Here is a 12,733-nt window from a genome sequence, read left to right on the forward strand (position 1 = left end):
AACCTGCTTCTTGCTATAGGGTTCGGCGGCGTTTCCCGCCCTAACACATGCGGCGGCTGGGGCGGCCAGCGCCTTCACCACTTCCGGCCGGCGGTGGCGCCACAGCTCGTCCAGCTCGGCTTTGAGCCGGGCATGGCCCTGCGGCGTGATCAGCGCGGTGCTCTTCTCGGCAGGCGGACGCCAACGGCTCATGGATCAGCGCTTTCCGCCAAAAATACCGCCGAGAATGCCGCGCACGATCTGATTGCCCAGTTTGGTGCCGACGGTGCGGGTGGTCTGCTTGGCCATCGTCTCGATCATGCCCTGGCGGCGCTTGGTGCCGAAGATGGCGTCCTTGATGCTCTGGCCGAAACCGCCTTCCTGCTCTTCATCCTGCTGGCGGGTACGGGCCTTGGGGGCATCGGCCTTTTCGACGACCTTTTCCGCGCGCTGGGCCAGCAGTTCGGCGGCCGATTCGCGATTGATGGCGTTGTCATAGCGGGTGCCGACCGGGCTGCCGGCGCGCACCTGCGCGCGCTCGGCATCGGTGATCGAGCCCATGCGGCAACGTGGTGGTGCGATCAGGGTCTTCTGCACCGGCGAGGGAATGCCCTTGTCCTGCAGCGTGGAAACCAGCGCCTCGCCGGTGCCCAGCTGCGACAGCGTGGCGACCACGTCGAGCTTGGGGTTCTGCACGAAGGTTTCGGCCGCGGTCTTGACTGCCTTCTGGTCGCGCGGGGTGAAGGCGCGCAGTGCGTGCTGCACGCGGTTGCCAAGCTGGCCGAGGATGTTGGCCGGCACGTCATCCGGGAACTGCGAGCAGAAGTACACGCCCACGCCCTTTGAGCGGATCAGGCGCACTACCTGTTCGATACGCTGCACCAGCGCCGGTGGCGCATCGTCGAACAGCAGGTGAGCCTCGTCGAAGATGAAGACCAGCTTGGGTTTTTCCAGGTCGCCGACTTCCGGCAGCTGCTCGAACAACTCCGACAGCAGCCACAGCAGGAAGGTGGAATACAGGCGCGGCTTGAGGATCAGCTGCGCGGCGGCGAGGATGCCGATCACGCCGCGACCGTCATGGTTGACGCGCATGATGTCGGCCAGTTCCAGCGCCGGCTCGCCGAAGAAAGCTTCACCGCCGTCCTGCGACAGGCGCAGCAGGGCGCGCTGGATGGCGGCCACCGACTGCGCGCTGACCAGACCGTACTCGGTGGAGATGTCCTTGCGCTCTTCAGCGACCAGATTCAGCAGGGCGCGCAGGTCGTCCAGGTCGAGCAGCAGCAGGCCACGGTCGTCGGCCAGTTTGAACACGATGTCGAGCACGCCGGACTGGGTGTCGTTCAATTCAAGAATGCGCGAGAGCAGGGTGGGGCCCATCTCGCTGACGGTGGTGCGCACCGGGTGGCCGAGTTTGCCGTACAGGTCCCAGAACACCGTCGGGCTGGCAGCGGGCGAATAGCCGTCCACACCAATGTCCGCGGCGCGCTGGGCGAGCTTTTCGCCACCTTCGCCGGCGACGGCAAGGCCGGCCACATCGCCCTTCACGTCGGCCAGGAACACCGGCACGCCCAGCCGCGAGAAGCCTTCGGCCAGCGTCATCAAGGTCACCGTCTTGCCGGTGCCGGTGGCGCCGGCCACCAGGCCGTGGCGGTTGCCGAAACGCGGGAGCAGGGTGACGGCGATATCGTCGGTGACGCCTTTGCCGAGCAGGATCGGGTCCATGGAGGCACTCAGAGATGAATGAGGAGGGGATTCTAACGGCCGACTGTATCGGCGCGGTGGCATTGTTGCCCCCGGACAAGTCCGGCGGCTACCCTGCGTCACCTTTTGCCTGCAGTGTCGCTGATGCCCGTTTCCCTGTTTTCGGTTCGTCCCTTGCCCCTGTTGGTGGCTGCCACGCTGTTGACCGTGATGCCGGCGGCGCATGCTCTCTCTGCCCGCGACAAGGCCAAGGTGGATGCCATCGAGGCGCGCATGGCAGCGGCGGAAAAGCGTTACAGCGATGCGCTGGTGCTGGTGACCAACGCCGACCCCAAGGGCACGGCTGAAGCGGATGCGGCACTGGAGGACATGGAAGACGTGCTCACCGCCTGCATCGCGCAAAAGGGCTGCCAGGTCAGTGAGCTGCTCACCACCTACAAGCGCCTGTTGAAGAAGCAGTCCGATAACAGCGGGGAAGAATCGGTGGAGGACATCGGGCCGCTGGAGGCCGACCCGGACCACGTGGCGCCGTTGGTCGCGAACGTGCCTGAAGCCGCGCGTGCAGCCGCGCTGTTGAACGATCACCGCCATGCCTTCGACGACATGGTTGAGTACAACCCGGCCATCCAGGCCGGTATCCGCCGCTGGCTCACCGACATGCGCCCGTCGCTGCTGACCAGCTACGAGAACTACATGAACCTGCGCGCGGTGATGTGGCCGGAGTGGGAAAAGAGCGGCCTGCCCGAGGCGCTGCTGTTCGGCATCATGGCCAAGGAGTCCAATGGCCGCGTACATGCCTCCTCGCGCGTGGGGGCGGCGGGCCTGATGCAGTTCATGCCGGCCACCGGCCGCCGTTTCGGCCTGGGCCCGGACGGCACCGGCTTTGACACCCGCTTTGATCCGCGCAGTGCCGCCGAAGCGAGTGCGGCCTATATGAATGAGCGCATGCGCGGGCTCAACAAGAACATCGAATACGCACTGGCGGCCTATAACGGCGGCGAAGGCCGCGCCGCCCGCATCTACCGTGAAGCGAACGGGCAGAGCTTCTGGACCAACTCGGCCTACAGCCAGTTCCCCGGGGAAACCAAGGATTATGTGCCGATGGTGATCGCGGCGGCGTGGATCTTCCTGCACCCGCAGCAGTACGGCGTGGAGCTTCCCAAGGTCAACGCGCAGCCGGCGACGATCCGCTTGGCCAAATCCACCACCATTTACGAGCTGACCATCTGCCTGGGCAGCACCGGCACCCGCGATGGCTACATGCGCGCGCTGCGCAACCTCAACCCGCGTTACGAGGCCGATGGCTGGATTCCGGCCGGCACCACCATCAACGCCACCACCCGCATTGCGGGCCTGTACAACCGCTATTGCGTGAGTGGCCCGCGTGCCGACCTGGCGCGCACCTTGATCACCGCCGATATCAATGCGGCGATCAAGCGCCCTTCGGCGGCCAATTTCACCGGCAGTGTCGCGGTGGGTGATGTCCAGGCCATGCAGTCCGCACAGGACACGCCGCCGGTGGCGACGCCCGCGCCGCGCCCAGCCCCCGCGCCGGCCCGCCGCGCCGTGCGCAGCTACACGGTGGCCCGTGGCGATACGCTGGGTGGCATTGCCAATCGATTCCAGTGCGGCGTTCCCGCACTGGCCCGGGCCAACGGACTGCGTGCGCCGGCTTATGCGATCAAGCCCGGGCAGCGCCTGAAGCTGGAAGGTTGCAGCCGCTGAGTGCGGTGGTTGTCGTAACGAAGAAAGGGCGCCGCAGGGCGCCCTTTCTTGTTCTGGCAGCAGTTCCGGGGCGGGGCGGCAGATGTCGCCGCATCCCAGCCGCCGGCCTGACTACAGAAGCGTTGCCAGCGGCTGGCCGAGCTGCACCGGGCTTTCGGCCTTCAGCGCGGGATCAAACGCCGCCACGCCCGGCGGCAGCAGCACGATCACCGTGGAGCCGTAGTTGAAACGTGCCATCTCGGCAAAGCGCTCCAGGGTGATGCCCTTGCCGCGCCAATCCTTGCGGGTGATGCGGTCGCCGTAGGCAGGGATTTCCTCGCCGCTCCACACCGTTTCCACGCCGCTGACCAGCAGTGCGCCGACCATCACCTGCACCATCGGCCCGAAATCGGTATCGAAGTGGCACACCAGGCGCTCGTTGCGGGCGAACAGGCCGGGCACGTTGGCCACGGCATCGGTGCCCACACTGAACAACCGGCCCGGAACGTGCACGGTTTCGCGCAGGGTGCCGGTCCAGGCCATGTGCACGCGGTGGTAGTCGCGCGGGGACAGGTAGACGGTGGCGAACAGGCCGTTGTTGAACGGTTCGGCGTCGGCCGCGTCGCCCAGCAGCTCGGCGGCGGTGAACGACTGGCCCTTGGCCTGGAAGATACGGCCGTCGGCAATCGGCCCCAGTTGGCTGATGCGGCCATCGGCCGGCATGGTCAGCGTGCGTGGGTCGGCGGCGGCCGCGCGCGCGCCGGGCTTCAGGGCGCGGGTGAAGAACGCATTGAAGCTGGGGTAGCTGCGGGGGTCCGGGTTGGCGGCTTCGGCCAGGTTGACGTTGAACTTGTTGCTTACCGTGTCGATCAGCCAGCGCGAGATCCGCGGGTTCTCCGAATAGGCCAGCGAGCGCGCCATGGAAGACAGCAGGCGGTGGGGCAGGACGTAGCTGAGCGTTGTTACCAGACTCATGGTGCGGTGTTCTCGGTGAGCTTGATCAGGTCGCTGGCGATGGCCTGCGGGTTGAACGGGGGGCGCATCAGCCCGGCATGGCGGCCTTCGGGGTCAAGCACGGCGATGCTGGCCGAGTGATCCATGCTGTAGTCGCCCGGGTTTTCTTCAAAATGCTTGCCCGGCACCTTCTGGAACAGCATGCCCAGCGAGGTCGCAAAGCGCTCCAGCGACGGCACGTCGGCGGTTGCTGCGATCGTGTCCTTGTGGAAGGCATGGGCGTATTCGCCCAGCCGCGCCGGGGTGTCGCGCTCCGGGTCCACCGAAACGAATACCACGCGCGGGCGCAGGCTGTCGGGGATGGACTGCCACTGCTTCTGGGCCTGGGCCAGCTCGGTCAGGGTGGTCGGGCAGACATCCGGGCACGAGGTGAAACCCAGGAATACCAGGGTCCAGTGGCCGCGCAGCTCGCCGGGAATCAGGCGGGTGCCGTCGGACTGGGCCAGGTCGAACTCCGGCAGGGTCCGCGGGGTGCCCAGGAAGATGATCGAACTGGCGCCGTTGTTGCCCTGGCTGGCGGGGCCAAACACCTTCTGGGCGAGCAGCAGGCCAAGGCCGGCGGCCAGGGCAATGGCGAGAATGATGCCGGTATTGCGGTTGAACATGGGCCGTTGCTTCCGTTCAAGAGGGTGCCGACGCAGGCGCAGGGCCGTTGGTGGAGCACACGAGTGTAGGGGATTGCTGGCGTCCGCCGCCGCCCGAAGGCGCGGTGTTGGCGGTCGATTCGGCGCCCGATGGCGGCTGTTGCCGAAGTTTCCGCTGCAACTGGGCGCTCAATATACCGGGCAGGCGCCTATAATCGCAGACCATTCAAGTATTTCCGTACGCCATGACTGCCCAAGCGGCCGCTGAACTCCACACGATCATCGATCTGATCCGCTACGGCGCCAGCCGTTTCAATGCCGCTGGCCTGACCTTCGGCCACAGCTATGACAATGCCCTGGACGAATCCACCCAGCTGGTGCTGCACAGCCTGCACCTGCCGCCGGATCTCGGCCCGGCCTACGGCACGGCGCGGCTGCTGCTGGAAGAACGCGAGCGGGTGCTGGCGTTGTTCGAGCGGCGCATCAACGAGCGCCTGCCGGCGGCCTACCTGACCGGCGAAGCCTGGTTTGCCGGGCTCAGCTTCAAGAGCGATGCGCGCGCGCTGGTGCCGCGTTCGCCGATTGCAGAGCTGATCCTCAATGGTTTCGAGCCGTGGCTGGCTGGCCGCGATGTCAGCCGCGCGCTGGACCTGTGCACCGGCTCGGGCTGCATCGCCATCGCCATGGGCCACTACTACCCGAACTGGCAGGTGGACGGCAGCGACGTCAATGACGCCGCGCTGTCGCTGGCGGTGGAAAACAAGGAACGCCTGCTGGCCCACAACGTGGAGCTGGTCAAGAGCGATCTGTTCAGCAGCCTGCAGGGCCGGGTTTACGACCTGATCGTGACCAACCCGCCCTACGTCACCAATGACGAAACCGACGCGTTGCCGCAGGAGTATTCGCACGAGCCGGACCTGGCACTGCGTGCCGGCGACGATGGCCTGGACCTGGTGCTGAAGATCCTGCGTGATGCGCCGGACCATTTGACCGAAGACGGCCTGCTGATCTGCGAAGTGGGCGATTCCGAACAGCACCTGATCAAGCTGCTGCCGGAGGTCTATATGTCGTGGATCGAGTTCAAGGTCGGGCAGATGGGCATCTTTGCTGTCGAAGCGGCTGAACTGCGTGCGCATCATGCGCGCATTGCCGAGTTGGTAGCTGCTCGTGCGTAAGCCTGTTTTTGACGTCATCCCCGCGCAGGCGGGGATTGCTCCTGCCTTGGCGCAGGGGCAGTAATGAAGCAACCCGCCGTCTACCTTCTGGCAACGAAGAAAAACGGCACGCTCTATATCGGGGTTACCAGCAATCTGGTCGCTCGGACGTGGCAGCATCGAGAACATGTGGTTGATGGTTTCAGCAAGCGCTACAACGTGACGCAGCTGGTCTGGTACGAGCTTCACGAGGCCATGGAGTCAGCGATCCTTCGGGAGAAGCAGCTCAAGAAATGGAATCGGGAATGGAAGTTGCGTTTGGTGGGCGAGATGAATCCCGAGTGGCGTGATTTATGGGATGAGATTGTTGGGTAGGTTTTTGCTCTGATTCTGGCTTTTGGTTTTGGTTCTGGTTCTGGCTTTAGGGCTCTTGCTTTTAAAGCCGTCATTCCCGCGAAGGCGGGAATCGCTCTCGCTCTCGCTCTCGCTCTGGCTCTGGCTCTGGCTCCTGCTCCAAAATCAAATGCAAAAGCCAGAGCGATTCCCGCCTTCGCGGGAATGACGAGCTGAAAAAGCGGCAACAGCGACAGCATCAACAGCGCCAGCAACGCCAACAAAACCTCAACCAGCCAAACGCCCCAGCGTGACCCGGTCGCGCTGTTCCATGTCCTGCACGGTCTGCGCCTGAACAAAGCCCGCCTGTTCCAGCAATTCGCGGATCGCCGTGCCCTGGTCCCAGCCATGTTCCAGCAGCAGCCAGCCGCCGGGCACCAGGTGTTCGTGCGCCCCGCCGATGATCTCGCGGATGGCATCCAGCCCGTCCGCGCCCGACGCCAGTGCCGGCGGCGGCTCGAAACGCAGGTCGCCCTGCTGCAGGTGCGGGTCACCGGCGGCGATGTACGGCGGGTTGCTGACAATCATGTCGAAGCGGTCCGCGCCCAGCGCCGTGTACCAATGGCCGCGGCGGAACCAGACATTCTCCAGCCCATGCGCCTGCGCGTTCTTCACCGCGACCGCCAGTGTGGGGCCGAGCAGATCGGTGGCCATCACCGTTGCCAGGGGCCGCTCGCTGGCGATGGACAGGGCGACTGCGCCGCTGCCGGTGCCCAGGTCGGCCACCCGCAGCATGTCGTCGGCCGGCAACCGCGCCAGCGCCTGCTCAACCAGCAGCTCGGTTTCCGGGCGTGGGATCAAGGTGGCGACGTTGACCTCCAGGTCCAGCGTCCAGAAACCGCGACGGCCGACCAGATAGGCCAGCGGGTGGCCTTCGGCGCGGCGCTGCAGCAGCCGCTCGAAACGCTCCCGGTCCGCTTCGGCCACCGCATCGGTGGCATGGGCAAACAGCCACGCCCGTTCCACGCCCAGCACATGGATCAGCAACTGCTCGGCCTCATGCCGGGCCTCTTCGCCCGGCATGCGCGCGGCGGCTTCCCGCAACAGCTCGGCAACGTTCACCGTGGACACTTCATTACCTCTTCGCGGGATCTCTGCAGGACGGCGAGGATAGACACCGCGCCCGGCCCTGCCTACCGCCGGTGTCTTTCCAACGCATATAGCCCGCCTATGCCAAAGCGTTCAGTTTCATCAAACCGATGCTTGGAAACCCGGTAAAGCCCCCGATATCAGTGGGGAAGCTCATCGGCAGGCGTTGATTGATAGTCAAAACCTATTGATACGATGCATCCAATTCATTTGTTTTATTAGTTTCTGCCTATTAGTCTTGCCTTCAACGATTCACCCCGTCCCTTCACCCAAGAGGAAGTTCCATGTCCCTTATCAACACCCAGGTTCAGCCGTTCAAGGTCAATGCGTTCCACAACGGCAAGTTCATCGAAGTCAGCGACGCCTCGCTGAAGGGCAAGTGGTCCGTGCTGATCTTCATGCCGGCCGCATTCACCTTCAATTGCCCGACCGAGATTGAAGACGCTGCGGACAACTATGCCGAGTTCCAGAAGGCCGGTGCCGAGGTCTACATCGTGACCACCGATACCCACTTCTCGCACAAGGTGTGGCACGAAACCTCGCCGGCCGTGGGCAAGGCCAAGTTCCCGCTGGTTGGCGACCCGACCCACCAGCTGACCAACGCCTTCGGCGTGCACATTCCGGAAGAAGGCCTGGCCCTGCGCGGCACCTTCGTGATCAACCCGGAAGGCGTGATCAAGACCCTGGAGATCCACTCCAACGAGATCGCCCGTGACGTGTCCGAGACCCTGCGCAAGCTGAAGGCTGCCCAGTTCACCGCCGCACACCCGAACGAAGTGTGCCCGGCCAAGTGGAAGGAAGGCGAGAAGACCCTGACCCCGTCGCTGGACCTGGTCGGCAAGATCTAAGTCGTATCCACTCCCACCCCGCCCTCGCGGCGGGCGTGGGGGTGAACCGCAGCGTGTTGATGCCAGCCAGCACCACGCCCGCACGCCAAGCAGCCCGCTGCGGTTCACCCCTACTTTTACCGGCGCCCCGCATCACGCCGCGGCGTCCGTCCCCCGCTTTGCCTCAACGAAGGAGTTGACCGTGCTCGACGACAGCCTCAAGACCCAGTTGCAGCAGTACATGGGCCTGCTGCGCCAACCGTTGCACCTGATCGCTTCGCTCGACGACAGCGCCGCCAGCCAGGACATGCGTGGCCTGCTGGACGACATCGTCGCCGCCGGCAATGGCAAGATCAGCCTGGACACCTCCGGCAACGATGCGCGCACGCCCTCGTTCGTCATCGCCCGCGAAGGCCAGCACCACGGCGTGCGTTTCGCCGGCCTGCCGCTGGGCCACGAATTTGAATCGCTGGTGCTGGCGCTGCTGTGGACCGGCGGCCACCCGCCGAAGGTTGCACCGGAAGTCATCGACAGCATCAAGGCCGTCGATGGCGAGTTCGCCTTCGATGTCTACATGTCGCTGACCTGCCACAACTGCCCGGACGTGGTGCAGGCGCTGGCGCTGATGGCCATCGTCAACCCGAAGATCAGCACCACGGTGATCGAGGGCGGTACGTTCCAGCAGGAAGTCGAACAGCGCCAGGTGATGGCGGTGCCGATGGTGTTCCAGGGGGGCGAGATGTTCGATTCCGGGCGCATGAGCCTGGAGCAGATCATCGCCAAGCTCGACACCGGCGCCGTTGCCCGCGAGGCCGAGAAGATCAAGGCCAAGGACGCATTCGACGTACTGGTGGTGGGCGGTGGCCCGGCCGGTTCGGCTGCGGCGATCTATGCCGCGCGCAAGGGCATCCGCACCGGCGTTGCCGCCGAGCGTTTCGGTGGGCAGGTGCTGGACACCATGGCCATCGAGAACTTCATCTCGGTGCAGCACACCGAAGGCCCGAAGCTGGCTGCCGCGCTGGAAGCGCACGTGCGCGAATACGACGTGGACATCATGAACCTGCAGCGCGCCACCAAGCTGGTGCCGGCCGGTGCCGATGGCCTGGTGGAAGTGCAGCTGGAAAACGGTGCCTCGCTGAAGTCCAAGACGGTGATCCTGTCCACCGGCGCACGCTGGCGGCAGATGAACGTGCCGGGCGAGAACGAATACCGCAACAAGGGCGTGGCCTATTGCCCGCACTGTGACGGCCCGCTGTTCAAGGGCAAGCGCGTGGCGGTGGTCGGCGGCGGCAACTCCGGTATTGAAGCGGCCATTGATCTGGCCGGCATCGTCAGCCACGTCACCGTGTTCGAGTTCGACAGCAAGCTGCGCGCCGACCAGGTACTGCAGGCCAAGCTCAACAGCCTGCCCAACGTGAAGGTGGTGCTCAACGCACAGACCACCGAAGTGCTGGGCGACGGCCAGAAGGTCACCGGCCTGGTCTATACCGACCGCGTCGGCGGCGATTCGCACCGCGTGGAGCTGGAAGGCATCTTCGTGCAGATCGGCCTGCTGCCCAACACCGAGTGGCTGCGTGACACGGTGGAACTGAGCAACCGTGGCGAGATCCTGATCGACGACCGCGGCCAGACCAACGTGCCCGGCGTGTTCGCTGCCGGCGACTGCACCACCGTGCCGTACAAGCAGATCATCATCGCCATGGGCGCAGGCTCCACCGCTGCACTGAGCGCGTTCGACCACCTGATCCGCAGTTCGGTGCCGGCACCGGCAGCCGTGGCTGCGGTCGCGGAAACCGCCTGAACACAGCGGCATGAAGCCCCTCTCCCTTTAAGGTGAGAGGGGCAGTTTGCGAACCGCCGGTTTGCTGCCCCACCAACACCCCCGCATCAGTGCGGGGGTTGCGGTGAGGGTACGGAGCGAAGCGAAACGTCGTGCAGACTGCAGTCAGTGAACGTCGCTCCTGCCCCCATCCGCCCCTTCGGGGCATCCCCGCCTTTGCGGGGACAGGCTCTTCTCCCGCCCGCGGGAGAAGGAAACACTCGGCGCCATGACCGGAGCCCCACATGAACCTGCGTGACCTCAAATACCTCGTCGCGCTGGCCGAGCACAAACACTTCGGCCGCGCCGCGGCGGCCTGCTTCGTCAGCCAGCCCACGCTGTCCACCCAGATCAAGAAACTGGAGGAAGAACTGGGCGTACCGCTGGTCGAGCGCGCACCACGCAAGGTGATGCTGACCCCGGCCGGGCGCGAAGCCGCCGCGCGGGCGCGCAGCATCGTGGCCGAAGTGGAGCAGATGAAGGAAGCTGCCCGCCGCAGCCGTGACCCGGAAGCGGGCACAGTACGACTGGGCATCTTCCCCACACTCGGCCCCTACCTGTTGCCGCATGTGGTGCCGGCCCTGCGCCAGCGCTTCCCGCAACTGGAAATGCTGCTGGTCGAGGAAAAGAGTGACGTGCTGATGGCGCAGCTGCGCAACGGCCAACTCGATGCCGCGATCCTGGCACTGCCGGTCAACGACGAGCAGTTGCACGTCGAGTTCCTGTTCGAGGAACCGTTCGTGCTGGCCGCGCCGGAAGGTCACCCCCTCGCATCACATACGTCGCTGACCATGGACGACCTGTCCAACCAGCGTCTGTTGCTGCTGCAGGATGGGCATTGCCTGCGCGACCAGGCGCTGGATGTCTGCCACCTGGCCGGTGCACTGGAAAAATCCGAGTTCCAGGCCACCAGCCTGGAAACCCTGCGACAGATGGTCGCGGCCAATGTCGGTGTCACCCTGCTGCCGATGCTGGCGGTGAAGCCGCCGGTGGCGCGTTCGGAAAACATCCAGTTGATTCCTTTCCAGGGCGAACCCAACCCAAACCGCCGCATCGCCATGGTCTGGCGCCGCAGCTCGGCGATGGGCGCGTTTCTGCAGCAGCTGGCGGAACTGTTCCGGCAACTGCCGGCCGGCTTGCTGGAGATCGCACAGGCGCCGGCACGGGCGCAGGCCTGAGGGCGCGGACGACTTGGTGTTGCCTTTGTCGCACGCGCCAGCGCAAAGCCAACCCCTCCCCAGCCCTCCCCTTGGCCTGCGGCAAAGGGAGGGGGTAGCACCGCTCCAGTTGGCCAGATCACAGGAAAGCCGCTTCTGCCCCCTCCCTTGCGCCGAAGGTGGAGGGGAGGGCTGGGGAGGGGTGATCTTCCGCTTCTGTTCCTCCCCACAAAGCTGAACATTGCGCCCCCCCACATTGCATCCGGCCCTGACCGGCCCCATGATCGGTACAGGGTCGCAACCGGCCCGTGTTACCCGCACAATAGTGACCAGGCGGCGCCGACAAGGCGTCGCCTTTTGCTTGCTTTTTCAATAGTTTTTTTCAACAGATAAGGAACATCCCATGACCAGCCACAGCGGTCTACCGCCGTCCATCACCGTTTCCAGCCGCGACCTTGCTCGCCTGGAAGCCCTGCTCGACTCCCCGGCCCTGAGCCGGCACCCCGCCGCCGTCGCCCTGTCCCAGGAGCTGGAACGCGCACAGGTGCTGCCGCCGGAAGAAATCCCCGCCGGCATCGTCACCATGCACTCGCGCGTGGACTGCATTGACGAACTGCACGACGAAAAGCACTCCCTGACCCTGGTCTATCCGCACGAAGCGGATTTCGACAAGGGCCATGTCTCGGTACTGGCCCCGGTTGGCAGCGCGCTGCTTGGCCTGTCGGTCGGCCAGATCATCGACTGGACTGCCCCCGGCGGCCGTCAACTGCGCCTGCGCGTGACTGCCGTCCATTACCAGCCTGAAGCGGCTGGTGACCTCAACCGCTGAGCGCCCCGCGCCGGCCCTGCTCTACAGGAACATGCAATGACCCAGGCCCCCTCCAAGCTCGCCCAGCTGCGCGAACTGTCCGTCGTCGTCGCCGACACCGGCGATTACGACGCCATCAAGCGCCTGCGCCCGGTGGACTGCACCACCAACCCGACGTTGGTGAAGAAAGCCCTCGACCTGCCGGTCTACGCCGGCCTGATCGAGCGTGAGCTGCAGTGGGGCCGTGCCCAGTCCGGTGACAGGCAGGCCATCGCCAACGCCGTGGTCGACCGCCTGACCGTGGGCGTGGGCACCATGCTCGCCGAGCTGGTCCCCGGCCGTGTCTCCACCGAAGTGGATGCCGACCAGGCGCACAACACCGCCGCGACCATTGCCAAGGCGCGTGAGTTCATCGCCATGTACGAAGCGGCCGGCGTGCCGCGCAGCAAGGTGCTGATCAAGATCGCCGCCACCTGGGCCGGCGTGGAAGCCGCGCGCGTGCTG

The 12,733-nt window shown here is 65.3% G+C and carries 12 protein-coding genes and 1 pseudogene; 8 read left to right on the top strand and 5 right to left on the bottom strand.

Annotation, left to right across the window (positions count from 1 at the left end):
- Both ACVOLO_RS17715 and ACVOLO_RS17720 read right to left on the bottom strand, forming a co-directional pair.
- Positions 1 to 192 (bottom strand): annotated as a pseudogene (locus tag ACVOLO_RS17715) (transcription elongation factor GreB); the annotation flags it as partial.
- Between the two features lie 3 nt (positions 193 to 195).
- Positions 196 to 1,701 (bottom strand): helicase HerA-like domain-containing protein, encoded by a 1,506-nt coding sequence (locus ACVOLO_RS17720; RefSeq protein ID WP_481571642.1) that lies wholly within the window; start codon positions 1,699 to 1,701, stop codon positions 196 to 198.
- Between the two features lie 123 nt (positions 1,702 to 1,824).
- Between ACVOLO_RS17720 and ACVOLO_RS17725 the strand changes: the two genes are divergently transcribed.
- Positions 1,825 to 3,405 carry a transglycosylase SLT domain-containing protein gene (locus ACVOLO_RS17725; protein WP_481571643.1) on the top strand — a complete coding sequence of 527 codons (1,581 nt, stop codon included), beginning with the start codon at positions 1,825 to 1,827 and terminating at the stop codon, positions 3,403 to 3,405.
- Between the two features lie 111 nt (positions 3,406 to 3,516).
- Here ACVOLO_RS17725 and asd read toward each other — a convergent pair whose 3' ends face one another.
- Both asd and ACVOLO_RS17735 read right to left on the bottom strand, forming a co-directional pair.
- Entirely contained in the window at positions 3,517 to 4,359 is an 843-nt protein-coding gene (asd, locus tag ACVOLO_RS17730; protein ID WP_481571644.1) for an archaetidylserine decarboxylase, read from the bottom strand.
- A complete protein-coding gene (locus ACVOLO_RS17735; RefSeq protein ID WP_481571645.1) occupies positions 4,356 to 5,003 on the bottom strand; it encodes an SCO family protein in 648 nt (215 codons plus the stop codon). Before ACVOLO_RS17735 ends, asd begins: the two co-directional genes overlap by 4 nt.
- Before the next feature lie 224 nt (positions 5,004 to 5,227).
- On the opposite strand from ACVOLO_RS17735, the gene prmB reads away from it, so the two are divergent.
- Together prmB and ACVOLO_RS17745 are read left to right on the top strand one after the other, a co-directional pair.
- Positions 5,228 to 6,157, top strand: a complete 930-nt coding sequence (prmB, locus tag ACVOLO_RS17740; protein ID WP_481571646.1) for a 50S ribosomal protein L3 N(5)-glutamine methyltransferase — start codon at positions 5,228 to 5,230, stop codon at positions 6,155 to 6,157.
- A gap of 63 nt (positions 6,158 to 6,220) precedes the next feature.
- The gene (locus tag ACVOLO_RS17745) at positions 6,221 to 6,511 is read left to right on the top strand and encodes a GIY-YIG nuclease family protein (protein ID WP_481571647.1); all 291 of its coding nucleotides are present in this window, start codon (positions 6,221 to 6,223) and stop codon (positions 6,509 to 6,511) included.
- 246 nt (positions 6,512 to 6,757) lie between these two features.
- Here ACVOLO_RS17745 and prmC read toward each other — a convergent pair whose 3' ends face one another.
- On the bottom strand, positions 6,758 to 7,600 hold the full coding sequence (gene prmC / locus ACVOLO_RS17750; protein WP_481571648.1) for a peptide chain release factor N(5)-glutamine methyltransferase: 843 nt from the start codon (positions 7,598 to 7,600) through the stop codon (positions 6,758 to 6,760).
- 302 nt (positions 7,601 to 7,902) lie between these two features.
- Between prmC and ahpC the strand changes: the two genes are divergently transcribed.
- From ahpC to ACVOLO_RS17775, 5 genes are all read left to right on the top strand, one after another.
- Positions 7,903 to 8,466 (top strand): alkyl hydroperoxide reductase subunit C, encoded by a 564-nt coding sequence (gene ahpC / locus ACVOLO_RS17755; RefSeq protein ID WP_481571649.1) that lies wholly within the window; start codon positions 7,903 to 7,905, stop codon positions 8,464 to 8,466.
- A 181-nt stretch (positions 8,467 to 8,647) separates the two neighbouring features.
- Positions 8,648 to 10,246: an alkyl hydroperoxide reductase subunit F gene (gene ahpF / locus ACVOLO_RS17760; protein ID WP_481571650.1), complete on the top strand. Its 1,599-nt coding sequence runs from the start codon at positions 8,648 to 8,650 to the stop codon at positions 10,244 to 10,246.
- A 263-nt stretch (positions 10,247 to 10,509) separates the two neighbouring features.
- A complete protein-coding gene (gene oxyR, locus ACVOLO_RS17765) occupies positions 10,510 to 11,442 on the top strand; it encodes a DNA-binding transcriptional regulator OxyR (protein ID WP_481571651.1) in 933 nt (310 codons plus the stop codon).
- A gap of 382 nt (positions 11,443 to 11,824) precedes the next feature.
- A complete protein-coding gene (rnk, locus tag ACVOLO_RS17770) occupies positions 11,825 to 12,250 on the top strand; it encodes a nucleoside diphosphate kinase regulator (RefSeq protein ID WP_481571652.1) in 426 nt (141 codons plus the stop codon).
- 36 nt (positions 12,251 to 12,286) lie between these two features.
- The coding region (locus tag ACVOLO_RS17775; RefSeq protein WP_481571653.1) for a transaldolase family protein at positions 12,287 to 12,733 on the top strand (447 nt) is incomplete at its 3' end.

The organism is Stenotrophomonas sp. STEN056 (assembly GCF_056759635.1).

Coding starts and splice junctions, on each gene's coding strand:
- prmB (WP_481571646.1), top strand. CDS start 5,228: ATGACTGCCCAAGCGGCCGCTGAACTCCACACGATCATCGATCTGATC.
- ACVOLO_RS17745 (WP_481571647.1), top strand. CDS start 6,221: ATGAAGCAACCCGCCGTCTACCTTCTGGCAACGAAGAAAAACGGCACG.
- ACVOLO_RS17725 (WP_481571643.1), top strand. CDS start 1,825: ATGCCCGTTTCCCTGTTTTCGGTTCGTCCCTTGCCCCTGTTGGTGGCT.
- ahpC (WP_481571649.1), top strand. CDS start 7,903: ATGTCCCTTATCAACACCCAGGTTCAGCCGTTCAAGGTCAATGCGTTC.
- oxyR (WP_481571651.1), top strand. CDS start 10,510: ATGAACCTGCGTGACCTCAAATACCTCGTCGCGCTGGCCGAGCACAAA.
- rnk (WP_481571652.1), top strand. CDS start 11,825: ATGACCAGCCACAGCGGTCTACCGCCGTCCATCACCGTTTCCAGCCGC.
- ACVOLO_RS17720 (WP_481571642.1), bottom strand. CDS start 1,701: ATGGACCCGATCCTGCTCGGCAAAGGCGTCACCGACGATATCGCCGTC.
- asd (WP_481571644.1), bottom strand. CDS start 4,359: ATGAGTCTGGTAACAACGCTCAGCTACGTCCTGCCCCACCGCCTGCTG.
- ACVOLO_RS17735 (WP_481571645.1), bottom strand. CDS start 5,003: ATGTTCAACCGCAATACCGGCATCATTCTCGCCATTGCCCTGGCCGCC.